This is a genomic window from Pseudomonas flavocrustae (assembly GCF_029872515.1).
In the GTDB taxonomy this organism is placed as follows: domain Bacteria; phylum Pseudomonadota; class Gammaproteobacteria; order Pseudomonadales; family Pseudomonadaceae; genus Chryseomonas; species Chryseomonas aestiva.
The window spans coordinates 255,591-270,566 of the sequence record NZ_JAPDIQ010000007.1 but is presented as its reverse complement, the minus strand read 5'-3'; the positions used below and the strand labels follow the sequence as shown (position 1 = coordinate 270,566).

The 14,976-nt window shown below is 65.7% G+C and carries 14 protein-coding genes; 11 read left to right on the top strand and 3 right to left on the bottom strand.

Translation table 11 applies throughout. The features are described 5' to 3' along the window. The first annotated feature begins 25 nt into the window (after positions 1–25). The 7 genes from OMP44_RS17100 to garD all read left to right on the top strand — a co-directional run bounded on the left by OMP44_RS17100 (position 26) and on the right by garD (position 8,850). Positions 26–967 carry a LysR family transcriptional regulator gene (locus tag OMP44_RS17100; protein WP_218568699.1) on the top strand — a complete coding sequence of 314 codons (942 nt, stop codon included), beginning with the start codon at positions 26–28 and terminating at the stop codon, positions 965–967. A gap of 118 nt (positions 968–1,085) precedes the next feature. Further along, a complete protein-coding gene (locus tag OMP44_RS17095; protein ID WP_166655881.1) occupies positions 1,086–1,256 on the top strand; it encodes a hypothetical protein in 171 nt (56 codons plus the stop codon). Positions 1,257–1,376: 120 nt separating this feature from the next. Next, a complete protein-coding gene (locus tag OMP44_RS17090; RefSeq protein WP_273862581.1) occupies positions 1,377–3,188 on the top strand; it encodes an aminopeptidase P family protein in 1,812 nt (603 codons plus the stop codon). After that, positions 3,185–4,225: a threonine aldolase family protein gene (locus OMP44_RS17085; protein ID WP_187980869.1), complete on the top strand. Its 1,041-nt coding sequence runs from the start codon at positions 3,185–3,187 to the stop codon at positions 4,223–4,225. The genes OMP44_RS17090 and OMP44_RS17085 overlap by 4 nt, the downstream gene beginning before the upstream one ends. Positions 4,226–4,709: 484 nt before the next feature. After that, positions 4,710–5,747, top strand: coding sequence for a LacI family DNA-binding transcriptional regulator (locus OMP44_RS17080; protein ID WP_280309894.1), 1,038 nt, complete (start codon positions 4,710–4,712; stop codon positions 5,745–5,747). A gap of 166 nt (positions 5,748–5,913) precedes the next feature. Next, positions 5,914–7,272, top strand: a complete 1,359-nt coding sequence (locus OMP44_RS17075) for an MFS transporter (RefSeq protein WP_187980870.1) — start codon at positions 5,914–5,916, stop codon at positions 7,270–7,272. A gap of 21 nt (positions 7,273–7,293) precedes the next feature. After that, complete coding sequence (garD, locus tag OMP44_RS17070; RefSeq protein ID WP_133860402.1) at positions 7,294–8,850, top strand: galactarate dehydratase; 1,557 nt, start codon at positions 7,294–7,296, stop codon at positions 8,848–8,850. Positions 8,851–8,919: 69 nt separating this feature from the next. Here the strand turns inward: garD and OMP44_RS17065 are convergent, their stop codons facing one another. The 3 genes from OMP44_RS17065 to rph form a co-directional block, all read right to left on the bottom strand. Beyond that, on the bottom strand, positions 8,920–10,212 hold the full coding sequence (locus OMP44_RS17065) for a hypothetical protein (protein WP_187980872.1): 1,293 nt from the start codon (positions 10,210–10,212) through the stop codon (positions 8,920–8,922). Positions 10,213–10,496: 284 nt separating this feature from the next. Beyond that, entirely contained in the window at positions 10,497–10,859 is a 363-nt protein-coding gene (locus tag OMP44_RS17060) for a DUF4870 domain-containing protein (protein WP_017639343.1), read from the bottom strand. A 10-nt stretch (positions 10,860–10,869) separates the two neighbouring features. After that, on the bottom strand, positions 10,870–11,592 hold the full coding sequence (gene rph / locus OMP44_RS17055; protein ID WP_158889688.1) for a ribonuclease PH: 723 nt from the start codon (positions 11,590–11,592) through the stop codon (positions 10,870–10,872). A gap of 172 nt (positions 11,593–11,764) precedes the next feature. Here rph and OMP44_RS17050 point away from each other — a divergent pair, with 172 nt between their 5' ends. The 4 genes from OMP44_RS17050 to OMP44_RS17035 all read left to right on the top strand — a co-directional run bounded on the left by OMP44_RS17050 (position 11,765) and on the right by OMP44_RS17035 (position 14,967). Continuing rightward, positions 11,765–12,625 carry a YicC/YloC family endoribonuclease gene (locus OMP44_RS17050; protein WP_133860405.1) on the top strand — a complete coding sequence of 287 codons (861 nt, stop codon included), beginning with the start codon at positions 11,765–11,767 and terminating at the stop codon, positions 12,623–12,625. 10 nt (positions 12,626–12,635) lie between these two features. Next, complete coding sequence (gene gmk / locus OMP44_RS17045; RefSeq protein WP_133860406.1) at positions 12,636–13,256, top strand: guanylate kinase; 621 nt, start codon at positions 12,636–12,638, stop codon at positions 13,254–13,256. 598 nt (positions 13,257–13,854) lie between these two features. After that, positions 13,855–14,349, top strand: coding sequence for a hypothetical protein (locus tag OMP44_RS17040; RefSeq protein ID WP_273862575.1), 495 nt, complete (start codon positions 13,855–13,857; stop codon positions 14,347–14,349). Positions 14,350–14,361: 12 nt separating this feature from the next. After that, the gene (locus OMP44_RS17035) at positions 14,362–14,967 is read left to right on the top strand and encodes a hypothetical protein (protein ID WP_273862574.1); all 606 of its coding nucleotides are present in this window, start codon (positions 14,362–14,364) and stop codon (positions 14,965–14,967) included. Positions 14,968–14,976: the final 9 nt, after the last annotated feature.

Below are 14,976 nucleotides of genomic sequence, written 5' to 3'. Positions count from 1 at the left end.
AAACTCCATTGCGAAAAAGGCAATAATGGATATTTTCCAAGGCATGCGCATCTTCGTCCGGGTGGTGGATCTGGGCAGTCTCACGGCTGCCGCCCACACCCTCGCTCTGTCTACCGCCCAGGTGTCGCGCCTGCTGGCGGAACTGGAAAGCCACCTGCAGACCCGCCTGCTGCACCGCACCACCCGGCGCCTGGCGCTGACCGAGGCGGGTGAACGCTACCTCGAACGCTGCCGACGCATCCTGCAGGATGTCGGCGAGGCCGAGGCCGAAGCCAGCGGCGCCCATCTCAAGCCCCATGGCCATCTGCGCCTGCATTCCATGACCGGCCTCGGCACTCAACTGCTGGCGCCCCTGGTGTCACGCTTCTGCGCGCGCTATCCCCATGTCGAGATCGTCATGACGCTCTCGCAGAACCATCCGGCGCTGCTGGAGGATGGGCATGACATCGCCATCACCCTGGACACCGAACTGGCCGATTCGGATTTCGTCGCCCAGCGTCTCGGCGGTGTCTACAGCGTGGTCTGCGCGGCGCCCAGCTACCTGGCGCAGCGTCCGGCACCCAAGGTGCCCGCCGATCTCGCCGAGCACGACTGCCTGCGCCTGATGGATCCGAACTTCTCCGAGCGCTGGGTCTTCGCCGGCGAAGACGGCGAGCAGCAGGTCGCGCCGCGCTATGTCTTCCAGGTCAACGTCGCCGAGGCCCTGGCCAGCGTGGCCCGCCAGGGCATGGGCATCTGCCTGCTGCCCAGCTACATCGCGGTCAACTACCTGCGCGATGGCAGTCTGGTACGGCTGCTGCCCAACTTCCGCCTGCGCGAGCGCAATATCCATGCGCTCTATCCCTCGCGGCGCTTTCTCGATGCCAAGATCAAGACCTGGATCGACTTCCTCAAGGAAGAATTGCCCGAGCGCCTGCAGCTGGAGAACCGGGTGCTGGAAGATCAGCGCTACTGGGCCAAGGACTAGGGCCGAGCTTGTTGCAGGTTTTGTAACAGTGATTTAGTTAGCATGCTATTTATTAGGCTGCGTTCTTTACCTAGAATGGTCCTGTACCCCGATGAACACGACCTTTTAGGAGTTCGCCATGAAACGTTCTCTGTCCGCCCTGGTGCTGACCCTTGCCACCCTGACCGCCGCCCAGTTCGCCGCTGCCGACGACAATCCCAGCCTGAGATACAAGCTGGTCGATCAGAATCATGCCGCCATGCAGCACTACAGTGATCAAGCCGCTCCCGCCGCCGACGCGCGTCGCTGAGCCGCTCCGTTTTCGAAAGACCACCCCTCTTTGCTCCTTTGGTCTTTCTCCGCCGCACCCTTCGGGTGCGGCTTTTTTATATCTGCGGCACACTGAGCCCCTGACCTTGTCGAGGTGCTCATGACCGCCATTTCCGCTCAACGACTTGCCGACCTGCGGGCCTTCCTGGCCGAACAGGGCGCCGATGCCTGCCTGATCCCCAGCGCCGATCCCCATCTGTCCGAATACCTGCCGGAACACTGGCAGGGCCGTGCCTGGCTGTCCGGTTTCACCGGCTCCGCCGGGCTGCTGCTGGTGACGCACCAGGCCGCTGGCGTCTGGACCGACAGCCGCTACTGGGAGCAGGCCACCCAGGAGTTGGCGGACAGTGGCATCGACCTTATGAAGCAGGTCGCCAGCCAGCCCCAGGCCCACCTGCAGTGGCTGGCCGAGCAGGTGCCCGCGGGTGGCACGGTACTGGTGGACGGCCAGGTGCTGTCGCTCGGCGCCGCGGCGGCCCTGCGCCGGGCACTGGAACCCAAGGGTATCCAGCTGCGGACCGACCTCGATCCCCTGGCGACGATCTGGACCGGGCGCCCCGCGCTGCCGGCCGCGCCTATCTACGCCCATGCGGCGCCCCATGCGCCCCAGCCGCGCAGCGCCAAGCTCGCCCAGGTGCGCCAAGCAATGGTCGAGGCCGACACCGCCTGGCATTTCATCTCTTCGCTGGACGACATCGCCTGGCTGCTCAACCTGCGCGGCGCGGATGTGCCCTACAACCCGGTGTTCCTCGCCCATCTGCTGCTGAGTCAGGACAGCTGCCAGCTGTTCATCGATCCGGCCAAGGTGCCGGCCGAGCTCCGCGCGGCCCTGGAGGCGGACGGCGTGACCCTGGCCGACTACCACCAGGCCGCCACCGAGCTGGCCAGCCTGCCGGCTGGTAGTCGCCTGCTGGTGGACCCGGCGCGGGTTACCCTGGGGCTGGCCGAGGCCGCGCCCCAGGGCGTCGAGCGGCGCGAGCAGATCAATCCCTCGACCCTGCTCAAGGCCTGCAAGACCGCCGCGGAAGTGGCCCAGGTGCGGACCGCCATGGAAGAGGATGGCGCGGCGCTGTGCGTCTTCTTTGCCCGCTTCGAGGCGGCCCTGGCCCGCGGCGAGCGCCTCACCGAGCTGACCGTGGACGACTGGCTGAGCGAAGCCCGCGCCGCCCGGCCGAATTTCGTCTCCCTGAGCTTCGCCACCATCGCCGGCTTCAATGCCGGCGGCGCCCTGCCGCATTACCGCGCCACCGAGGAGGCCCATGCCGAGCTCCAGGGCGACGGCCTGCTGCTGATCGACAGCGGCGGCCAGTACCTGGGCGGCACCACCGACATCACCCGGGTGGTGCCCATCGGCACCCCCAGCGCCGCCCAGCGCCGCGACTTCACCCTGGTGCTCAAGGGCATGCTGGCGCTGTCGCGAGCGCGCTTCCCGGCCGGCGTCGCCGCACCCATGCTCGATGCCCTGGCGCGCGAGCCGATCTGGGCCGCCGGCATCGACTACGGCCACGGCACCGGGCATGGCGTGGGCTATTTCCTCAATGTGCACGAGGGGCCGCAGTCGATTTCCTTCTATGCCACGGTCACCCCGCACCATGTCCTGCGCGAGGGCATGATCACCTCCAACGAACCGGGCATCTATCGGCCCGGCCAGTGGGGCGTGCGGCTGGAAAACCTGCTGCTGTGCACCCGCGCGGAAACCACCGAATTCGGCGATTTCCTGGCCTTCGAGACCCTGACCCTCTGTCCGCTGGACACCCGCTGCCTGGATCTGGCGCTGCTGCGCAGCGACGAGCTGGACTGGCTGGATGGCTATCACGCCGAGGTCCGCCGTCGCGTGCTGCCGCTGGTCGAGGGCGCCGCGCGCGACTGGCTGCTGGCCCGTACCGAACCCGTCGCGAGGACTGCCCGATGAGCAGCAACGCCCAGCAATTCGCCAGTGACAACTATTCCGGCATCTGCCCGGAAGCCTGGGCCGCCATGGCCGCGGCCAACGTCGGCCACGAGACCGCCTACGGCAACGACACCTGGACGGCGCGCGCCGCCGATCGCTTTCGCCAGCTGTTCGAGACCGACTGCGAGGTGTTCTTCGCCTTCAACGGCACCGCGGCCAACTCCCTGGCCCTGGCGGCGCTGTGCCAGAGCTACCACAGCGTGATCTGCTCCGACACCGCCCACGTCGAGACCGACGAATGCGGCGCGCCGGAGTTCTTTTCCAACGGCTCCAAGCTGCTGCTGGCGCCGGCCCATCAGGGCAAGCTGACGCCGGGCGCTATCCAGCAGATCGCCACCAAGCGCGCCGACATCCACTTTCCCAAGCCGCGCGCGGTGACCGTTACCCAGGCCACCGAGGTGGGCACCCTCTATGGCCTCAACGAACTGCAGGCCATCAGCGCCACCTGCCACGACCTCGGCCTGCACCTGCACATGGACGGCTCGCGCTTTTCCAACGCCGTGGCCGGCCTGGGCTGTACGCCGGCCGAGGTGACCTGGAAGGCCGGCGTCGACGTGCTCTGCTTTGGCGGTACCAAGAGCGGCATGGCGGTGGGCGAGGCCATCCTCTTCTTCAATCGCGACCTGGCCGAGGACTTCGAGTACCGCTGCAAGCAGGCTGGCCAGCTGGCGTCCAAGATGAGATTTCTCTCCGCGCCCTGGCTCGGCGTGCTGGAAAACGACACCTGGCTGCGCCACGCCCGCCATGCCAACGCCATGGCCCAGCTGCTCGCCGAGCGCGTGCGCGACGTGCCCGGCGTGGACTTCATGTTCCCGGTGGAAGCCAACTCGGTATTCCTGCAGCTCTCGGAACCGGCGCTGGAATTCCTGCGCAACCGCGGTTGGCGCTTCTACACCTTCATCGGCAGCGGCGGGGCGCGTTTCATGTGCTCCTGGGACACCGAGGAAGCTCGGGTGCTTGAGCTGGCGGCGGATATTCGGACGGCGATGGGCGGGTAGGGCGTATCGCGGCCGCTCCTACAGCAGCCAGATAGCCTGTAGGAGCGGCCGCATCGGCGGACCGCCACGGCCGCGATCAGCTCTGGCACGGGGATTGTCGCAGCCGTGGCGGTGCGCCGATGGGACGGGCCCGACGATCGATCGCGCTCTGGCCAGGGCGGATGGCGCTGAACGCCTGCTCGGCTGACGCCCTCTCCCCCTGGGAGAGGGCTGGGGTGAGGGTGTCCCTCGCCACCCTGTTCCAGTGGAAAAGGCTACGCCGTTTTCCACGCTACTTGCCGTAGGTTGGGTTGAGACGGCGCTATCGTCGAAGCCCGACATGGGCGGCTCCCCGAAGTCATGTTGGGCTTCGCTGCGCTCAACCCAACCTACGGCGGCTCGCGGTGGAAAACGCTGCGCGGTTTTCCACGCTACGGTGTTCTCCGGGGACGCCGCCCGCCCCAACCGTTACCATGGCCGATCTCTTTCCCGTCTCCAGCGATCCATGGCCAAGAAGTCCAGCAAAGTCCTTACTGCCTCGGTCAATCCCGCCGCCCCCACGCTGATCGACGTGGCCCGGGTCGCCGGGGTGTCGCCGATCACCGTCTCGCGGGCGCTGAATCGACCGGAGATCGTCAGCGAGGCGGCGCGCGAGAAGGTGCTGGCGGCGGTGCAGGCTACCGGCTACGTGCCCAATCTGCTGGCCGGCGGTCTGGCCTCCAATCGCAGTCGCCTGGTGGCGCTGTTCGTGCCGACCATCGTCCACTCCATCTTCGCCGAGACCGTCCAGGCGCTGATGGCGCGGCTGTCCCAGGCCGGTTACCAGACCCTGCTGGGCCTGAGCGGCTACAGCGCCGAACAGGAAGAGCAGCTGCTGGCCGCGGTGCTGGGGCGCAAGCCCGATGGCATCGTCTTGACCGGTACCCTGCATACCGCCGCCAGTCGCCAGCGCCTGGCCCAGGCCGGCATCCCGGTGGTGGAGTCCTGGGACCTGGGCGAAGACCCGCTGGACATGCAGGTGGGCTTTTCCCATGAAGCCGTTGGTCGGGCCCAGGCCGAGCATCTGCACGCCCGCGGCTATCGGCGCTTCGCCGTGGTCTCGGTGGATGACCCCCGCGCCCTGCGTCGCTGTCGCAGCCTGGTGGCACGGCTGGCCGAGCTGGGCGTGGCGGAACCGCCGCTGGAGATCCTGCCAGCTCCCGCGCTGGTGGAGTCCGGGCGGGCTGGCCTGCGCCAGTTGCTGGCCCGTGACGAGGCCTTCGACGTGGTGGTCTGCAGTTCGGATACCGTCGCCCAGGGCGTCATGGCGGAAGCCGCCAGTCGCGGGCTGCGCCTGCCCAAGGACCTGGCGGTGCTGGGCTTCGGCAATCTTTCCAGCGCCGCCCAGATGCACCCGGCGCTGTCGTCGGTGAGTGTCGAGGGCGATCGCATGGGCACCCTGGCGGCCGAGGCACTGCTGCAGCGTTTCAACGAGGGCGACCAGGGCCGGGAGGCAGTGCGCATCGACACCGGTTTCCATATCATCGACCGCGCCACGACCTGACCGCCGGTCCTGATCTTGTTAGACGTCGTACTTGTATGGTTGCGCAATCATGGCTTAGTCTTGGGCAAACGCAAGGGCTGAGACCGATTGTCGCATCAAGATATGATTGCGCAATCATCCTAGTGTCTGCGCCTTCAATAAAAACAATCACGCAAGAGGGATCCCCATGGATGCCACAAGACCGACCCGGGTGCGCTACCTGATCCTGTTGATGCTGTTCGTCGTGACCACCATCAACTACGCCGATCGCGCCACCATCGCCATCGCCGGCTCCAGCCTGCAGAAAGACCTCGGCATCAGCGCCGTGACCCTCGGCTATATCTTCTCCGCCTTCGGCTGGGCCTATGTGGCCGGGCAGATTCCCGGCGGCTGGCTGCTGGATCGCTTCGGTTCGAAGAAGGTCTATGCCGGCAGCATCTTCTTCTGGTCGTTCTTCACCCTGTTGCAGGGGCTGGTCGGCGGCCTGCCGGTGGCCTGGGCGGTCACCACCCTGTTCATGCTGAGATTCCTGGTCGGGCTGGCCGAGGCGCCGTCCTTCCCGGGCAACGCGCGCATCGTCGCCGCCTGGTTCCCCACCGCCGAACGCGGTACCGCCTCGGCGATCTTCAACTCGGCGCAGTATTTCGCCACCGCGCTGTTCGCGCCGATCATGGGCGGCATCGTCTTCCACTTCGGCTGGGAGCACGTCTTCGTCATCATGGGCGTCCTGGGCATCCTCTTCTCCGGGGTCTGGCTGAAGTACATCCACAATCCCAAGGAGCATCCGCGCATCAACGCCGCGGAGCTGGCGCACATCCGCGACAATGGCGGCCTGGTGGACATGGACAACAGCGCCCGCCAGCGGGATGGCGGGCCGAAGTGGCACTACATCACCCAGTTGCTGACCAACCGCATGATGCTGGGCGTCTACCTCGGCCAGTACTGCATCAACGCCATCACCTATTTCTTCCTGACCTGGTTCCCGGTGTACCTGGTGCAGGAGCGCGGCATGACCATCCTCAAGGCCGGTTTCATCGCCTCGCTGCCGGCGATCTGCGGCTTCATCGGCGGGGTACTCGGCGGGGTGATCTCCGACTACCTGCTGCGCCGCGGCCACTCCCTGACCTTCGCCCGCAAGCTGCCCATCGTCTGCGGCCTGCTGCTCTCCACCAGCATGATCTTCTGCAACTATGTCGACGCCGACTGGATGGTGGTGGGCTTCATGACCCTGGCCTTCTTCGGCAAGGGCATCGGCGCCCTGGGCTGGGCGGTGGTGGCGGACACCTCGCCCAAGCAGATCGCCGGGCTCTCCGGTGGCCTGTTCAATACCTTCGGCAACCTGGCTTCCATCACCACCCCCATCGTCATCGGCTACCTCATCGCCGCCACCGGCTCCTTCAAGTGGGCGCTGGTCTATGTCGGCGCCAATGCCCTGGTGGCCGTGTTCAGCTACCTGTTCATCGTCGGTCGCATCCAGCGCGTCGAGCTGCGGACCGCCGACGGTGAGATCCTGGGCGCGACCCAGCCTGACCCGGCCCGGGCCTGAGCCCCGGCAGAGGATAAGAATATGAACCTGATCGATCACCGTGATTCGCCGCGCTACATCAAGCTCCACCCCCAGGACAACGTCGGGGTGGTGGTCAACGAACCCGGCGTGGCCGCCGGCACCGCCTTCGCCGATGGCCTGACCACCGTCGAGGCCATTCCCCAGAGCCACAAGGTCTCCCTGGTGGATCTTGCGGAGGGCGCCGAGGTGGTGCGCTACGGCGAGGTCATCGGCTACGCCCTGCAGGACGTTCCCGCCGGCAGCTGGATCACCGAAGCCCTGCTGCGCATGCCGGAGCCACCGGCGCTGGACAACCTGCCCAAGGCCACCGCGCCCGGCCAGGTCGGCGAACCCCTGGAAGGCTACACCTTCGAGGGTTTCCGCAATCCGGACGGCAGCGTCGGCACCCGCAACATCCTGGCGGTGACCACCACCGTACAGTGCGTGGTAGGGGTGCTGGACCACTGCGTGGAGCGGGTACGCAAGGAGCTCCTGCCGCGTTACCCCAACGTCGACGACGTGGTGCCGCTGTCCCACAGCTATGGCTGCGGGGTGGCCATCAACGCCCCGGATGCGGTGATCCCCATCCGCACCCTGCACAACATCAGCCGCAACCCCAACTTCGGTGGCCAGGCGCTGGTCATCGGCCTGGGCTGCGAGAAGCTGCAGGCCAGCCAGCTGATGCCGGGCGATGAGCTCACCGCCGGGCAGAACGAAGAGGAGTGGCTGTTCCGCCTGCAGGATTCGGCCAACGGCTTCGCCGGCATGGTCGAGCAGATCCTGGGGCTGATCGAGGCGCGTCTGGAGGTGCTCAATGGGCGCCGCCGCGAGACGGTGCCGGCTTCCGAGCTGGTGGTGGGCATGCAGTGCGGCGGCAGCGACGCCTTCTCCGGCATCACCGCCAACCCGGCCTTGGGCGTGGCCGCCGATCTGCTGGTGCGGGCCGGCGCCACCGTGATGTTTTCCGAGAACACCGAGGTGCGCGACGGCATCCACCTGCTGACCCCGCGCGCCGCCACCCCCGAGGTGGCCGATGCCCTGATCCGCGAGATGGACTGGTACGACCGCTACCTGGAGCGGGGCATGGCCGATCGCAGTGCCAACACCACCCCTGGCAACAAGAAGGGCGGGCTGAACAACATCGTCGAAAAAGCCATGGGGTCGATTGCCAAGTCGGGTACCAGCCCCATCGCCGGGGTCATCGCACCCGGCGAGAAGATCCGCGGCAAGGGCCTGTACTTCGCTGCCACCCCGGCCAGTGACTTCATCTGCGGCACCCTGCAACTGGCCGCGGGCATGAACCTGCACATCTTCACCACCGGTCGCGGCACCCCCTACGGGCTGTCCATGGTGCCGGTGATCAAGGTCTCGACCCGCACCCAGCTGGCCGAGCGCTGGCCGGACCTGATCGACATCGATGCCGGTCGCGTGGTGAGCGGGCGGCTGTCGCTGGAGGAGATGGGCTGGGAGATCTTCCAATGCTACCTGGACGTGGCCAGCGGCCGCCGCCAGACCTGGGCCGAGCGCCATCGTCTGCACAACGACCTGGCGCTGTTCAATCCGGCCCCGGTGACCTGATCTATGCGGCAATGAAAAAGGGCCGATCCCTCGCGGGGTCGGCCCTTTTTCATTGCCGCGCTGCGCGGCTCAATCGGTCAGGGCGCTGCCGCTGATCGGTCGCAGGTTTGGCTGGTTGTCGTCTTCCGGATCACGCATCAGCACGTAGCCGAGGATGATACCGACGAAGAGATTGCCGACGCCGATATCGAAGAGGTCGGTGGTCCAGCCGATCAGGCAGAGGCAGAAGGCGATGGCCAGCAGGGTGTGGCTGAGGCGGTCGGGCGCGGTGTGCAGGCGGATGAACACCGGCAGCTGCATGGCATAGCCGAGGATGCCGACCACGCCGAACACGCACCAGAGATAGACCACGCTGCTGTCGCTGGTGACGAAGAGGTCGATCCCCGGCACGGGGAAGGCGGCCATGGAGCTGCCGAACAGGCCGAAGCCGGCACCTTCCACGGTCCAGCCATGGCGGCTCATTTCCGCGACGACATTCGGCCAGGTGTTGACCAGGCGATCGTAGAAGGAGGCCAGGCCGCTGTCGCTCATCACCACCAGGGGATCGAAGTCGCGGATCAGGCTCAGCACCGGCAGCAGCATGCCACCCACCACCGCCAGCAGGATCAGCGCATAGGTCGGCCACTGGAAGCGGCGGGTCATCATCAGCGCCAGGGTAAAGGCGAAGGCCGCTGCCGGCGCCTTGCTGGTGGTGAGCAGGATGCCGAAGAAGCCGACCAGGGCGACCACCAGCCAGAGCGTCCTGGAGCGGGCGAATTGCGCGAGGAACAGGCAGTAGACCGCGATCAGCGCCGCCAGCACGTTGGAGACCCGGGCGAAGCCGGCGATCCGGTCCTCTTCACCGGCGACCCACTGGGTATTGCCGGCGATGTCGTTGCCGCCGAGGTTGTAGCTGTAGCCTTTCCAGGGCACCGAGGTGTACTTGTCCAGGGCGATGCCGACCAGGCTGGCGAGCAGCAGCAGGAACATGGCGCGGCCCAGCAGGCGGCGCTGCTTGAGCAATTCGCGGCCGCAGACCAGACCGAACAGCAGCGGGCTGTAGACGAACAGCGAGAACAGCACGTTGTTGAAGGTCCCGCCATGCAGCAGGGCGAGGGCGGCATAGGCCAGCCCGGCGAACAGGCCGACCCAGATCACCCGGGGCAGCTTGACCGTCGCCACCTGCAGGGCGAACAGCGCCAGACAGGCGATCTTGGGCAGATAGACCAGCGCCGAGGCGCCGACCATGTCCAGGGCATAGCGCAGAAAGCCGGAAAAGGTCTCGACCACCAGCAGACCGATGGCCGTCCACACCATGAGGGTGGAATAGCGCCATTCGAGCACACGCTGGAAGGGGGAGGGGGTGGCGGTTGCAACCGACATGATGATCATCCCTGTCTTGATGCCGATGGCGCCGGAGGCCACCAGTCCTGACGTAAGAAGCGAGGACCGTCGGGGCACGCCACCTTGGCGTTATCGACGGACTGCTGACGCAAAAGCGCATAGGCGGGCACGCTACCGCCAGCGACTACCGAAGCCGGTCGCGGCGAGGGCGTGAGAAGTAAGCCGAAGGGATGATAGCGGAGGGCTTCCGGCGCCTGTCAAACGACGCCGGGCCGACTGGAAATCCTCAACGCGGATATCAGAAGCAGGCCACAAAAAGCCCGCTAATTGACCATCCGCCAGGTCAGGGGGTAGCGGTAGTCGCGGCCCTGATTGGCCTTGATGCCGGCGATCACCGTCAGCACGAAGGCCACGCAGGCCACCAGCAGCATCAGCGGAAAACCGATCAGCACCCACACCAGCAGCCAGCAGATCATGTGCAGCAGGGTGACGGTGAGCTGGAAGTTCAGCGCCTCCTTGCCCTGCCGGTCGATGAAGGGGTCGTCCTCGCGCTTGAACTGCCAGACCACCAGCGGACCTATCACGTTACCGATGAAGGGCACCACGAAGCCCAGGAAGGCGGCGTAGTGGCAGAGCATGGCCCAGCGCCGGGCTTCGGCGCTGGGGGCGGGGACGAGATCGTGCATGAGGGCTTCCTTACTCGCCGCGCAGGGCGGCTTGCTGGAGCTCGAACAGGTCGCGTAGGCCACCCTGGGCCAGTTCGAGCATGGCGTTGAGTTCGGCCGGCTGGAAGGGCGCGCCTTCGGCGGTGCCCTGCACCTCGATGAAGCCACCGGCATCGGTCATGATCACGTTGAGATCGGTCTCGGCGGCGGAGTCTTCCAGGTAGTCCAGGTCGAGCACCGGGGTGCCCTGGTAGATGCCCACGGAGATGGCGGCCACCATCTGCTTGAGCGGATTGCCCTTGAGGCTGCCACGGCGCTTGAGTGCGCCCAGGGCGTCGACCAGGGCCACGCAGGCACCGGTCACCGAGGCGGTGCGGGTACCGCCGTCGGCCTGGATGACGTCGCAGTCGATGTAGATGGTGTTCTCGCCCAGCTTGGACAGGTCGACGGCGGCGCGCAGCGACCGACCGATCAGCCGCTGGATCTCCAGGGTCCGACCGCCCTGCTTGCCCTTGGCGGCTTCACGCTGATTCCGCTCGCCGGTCGCGCGCGGCAGCATGCCGTATTCGGCGGTGAGCCAGCCCTGGCCCTTGCCCTTGAGAAAGCGCGGCACCCCGGCCTCGACGCTGGCGGTGCAGATCACCTTGGTATCGCCGAACTCCACCAGAACCGAACCCTCGGCGTGCTTGGTGTACTGACGGGTGATGCGGATGGGGCGCAGCTGATCGGCGGCGCGGCCACTGGGACGCTTCATTGCGGGCTTCCTGTAAGGCGTAGATATCAGACCCATAGTATAGAGAGCGTCCTGCTCATGCGACACGGATGCATTGGGTCGCTCCGATCAGGTGCGCTAGAATCGTGCGTTTTACATGCGTGGTCGCTCGGGATCGCCCCAGATCCGCGCATCGTCAGACGAGGATCCTGCCATGGTGCACAGCATGACGGCGTTCGCCCGGGTCGAGCGGCCAGGACCCCAGGGCACCCTGAGCTGGGAGTTGCGCTCGGTCAATCATCGCTACCTGGAGCCCCACCTGCGGCTGCCGGAGACCTTTCGCGATCTGGAATCCGGCGTGCGCGAGGCGCTGCGCCGGCGCCTGTCGCGGGGCAAGCTGGAGTGCGTGCTGCGCGAGGAACGCGACGAGAGCGTGGCTTTGCGCATCGATGCCCGCCGGGCCGCGCAGCTGGTGGCCGCTGCCGAAGACATCGCCGCGCTGATCGCGCGTCCGGCCAAGCTCGACCCCCTGGCCGTGCTGGCCTGGCCCGGGGTGCTGGCGGGCGCCGAGGTGGATGGCGCCGAACTCAAGGCCCAGACCCTGGCGCTGTTCGAGGCGGCGCTGGATGAATTGCTCGACGGCCGGCAGCGCGAGGGGCGCGAACTGGCGCGACTGATCGAGGAGCGCCTGGCTCAGGTGCTGGCGGAGGTGGCGACGCTGCGCGCGCTGCTGCCCGAACTGCTGGCCCTGCAGCGGCGCCGTATCCTCGAGCGCTGCGCCGAGGCAGGCGTCGAGTTCGAACCGTCACGGCTGGAGCAGGAGCTGGTACTGCTGGCGCAGAAGAGCGACGTGGCCGAGGAGCTGGATCGGCTGGAGACCCATGTGGCCGAGGTGCGGCGGGTCCTCGCGGGCAGCGGCGCGGCCGGACGGCGGCTGGATTTCCTCATGCAGGAGCTCAATCGCGAGGCCAATACCCTGGGTTCCAAGGCCATCGACGCCCGTGCCTCTCAGGCGGCCATCAATCTCAAGGTGCTCATCGAACAGATGCGTGAGCAAGTGCAGAACATCGAATAGGCGGACCTTCATGACAGCCCTTCCCGGCACCCTCTACATCGTTTCCGCGCCCTCCGGCGCCGGCAAGACCAGCCTGGTCAAGGCCTTGCTGGACGCCCTGCCCGACATCCGCTTGTCGGTCTCCCACACCACCCGCGCCATGCGCCCGGGTGAAACCGACGGGGTGAACTACCACTTCGTCGATTGCGCGACCTTTACCAACCTGCTCGAGCACGGCGACTTCCTCGAACACGCCGAGGTATTCGGCAACTATTACGGTACCTCCCAGGCTGCCCTGGAACGTGACCTCGCCGAAGGTCACGACCTGATCCTGGAAATCGACTGGCAGGGCGCCCAGCAGGTCCGCCGCAAGCTGCCCCACGCCCAGTCGATCTTCATCCTGCCGCCGAGCCAGGCCGCCCTGCGCCAGCGCCTGGACAATCGCGGCCAGGACAGCGCCGAAATCATCGAACGCCGCATGCGCGAGGCGGTGAGCGAGATGAGCCACTATGTCGAATACGACTACCTGATCATCAACGACGATTTCGCCAGCGCCCTGGAAGACCTCAAGTCGATCTTCCGCACCCGCCAGCTGCGCCTGGATCGCCAACAGCGCCGCCACGATGACCTGCTGGTGGATCTGCTGGGCTGATACCCGTATTACGGCTCACGTCCTCAGGGCGTGGGCCTGGCTGCACCGGGTGGCTTCCGGACCGGGCATTCGACTGGTCCTTCAGTAGTGAAATATCTGGTTACATTTTTCCTGGGCGTCGCCTCGGGCCGGCGACGGCTGTCGATGTTTTGGCAGTCGCGTTATTTATCTGGTTTTACACAAACAAGATTGACCACCCTTTGACGATCACTGGCTCTACTTGAATGTAAGGCCGCTTTTTATATGCCTATATAAAAAGACTAAAACAACAGCCTGCTACTTGTGGCTGATCTCTTTCGCTGGATCGCCAATCGTTGCTATTTGTTTAAAGAAACTTTGGCTAGGCTTTTTCTGGACGGCTAGCGAAGTTGCCCTTGTGCCGATGGCGGGCACCTGGATATCAAGGTCGTTGCTGCTAGCGGTTGTCTGGCTGCCTGAGCACTGTCAGGAAAACAATTATCGGAGCTGACTTCGGTAAACGGCTTCCTGCTGTCCGCGCAAGCTGCCGGAGCCGCGTGGTTGAGCGTTTCGCGGGAGCTTTCGATATTTCAATAGGACTTTCAGTTGTGACATGACTGTCGTAATAGGAGCGTTCGACATGAACTTTAAACCTGTGGCTACGCTGATGTTGGCAACGCTGTTGGGGACTACCGCCCAGGCAGCAGAGTCTTTGAGTACGGGCCCTTACTTGCGGCTCAAGGTGCTGGGCAATACCGGATTCGTCCTCAATAGATTGAAGGCGGAAGACACCAAGATCGTCACGGGTGGTGAATACGACTATCTGGTGGTCGGGCCCAATGTGCAGGTCGACGGCAACGTCAAGAAGGAGATCAACAACGCCCTCGATCAAGGCAAGCGCGTGATCTTCGACAATCAGCCCGGTCAGCACCTCGCCAGTGAGAACGCGGCCCTGGCGCTGGGCATGACCGTCGAGGCGGATGCCCTGATGGTGAAGAAGCCGGAGAAGGACACTGGCCTGCTGATAACCCCCGTCGATCGGCCCGCGCGCGCCGATGCCCTGTCCGCGAGCAAGGCCCAGAGCAACAAGCAGGACCAGGCGAGCAACACCATCGAAAACGTCTTCGGACTTTGAGGGACCAAAGCCATGAACACCTTCGTGAAATCCACCCTGGTCGGGGCGCTCGGCTTCATTCTTTCGACCGGTCTGGTGCAGGCGGGCGAGTGTTTCACCGATCACACCGAGCCCGTCATCCTGGGTGACGGTTCCCGGGCCTTTTCCACCCAGCAGGCCGCCAAGACCTGGGAGGACTGGATCTGGCGTGGACCGATCTTCCGCTGCTCGAGCACCGGGACCATCGACTGTACCTATACCTGGGGCGAGACCAAGACCTCTAGCTACGGCTGGTCGGTAGGGGTCAAGCTCAACGGGGAGAAGCTGCCCTTCATCGGCAAGTACCTGAGCATCCTTGGCGTCGATGGCAGCTACAAGCAGGATCGCTCGATGAGTACCGCCTTCACCTGGGGCGTGAGGATAGAACCGGGCTATCGGGCGCAACCCATTCAGGTGGTGGAACGGCGCTGGAAGAGCGGCAAGTTCCGCGGTGCCTGGGTCCGCACCGGCAGTTGTTCGCGCGGCATCGGCAACCCACCCGGGATGCACTGGTACGACTGGGATTCCAAGCGGGTGGTCAGCAGCTGGAGCGGCAGCGTGGAGGTGAGCCGATACGCCACCTACCACGTCTATCGCTAGATCCGGCCC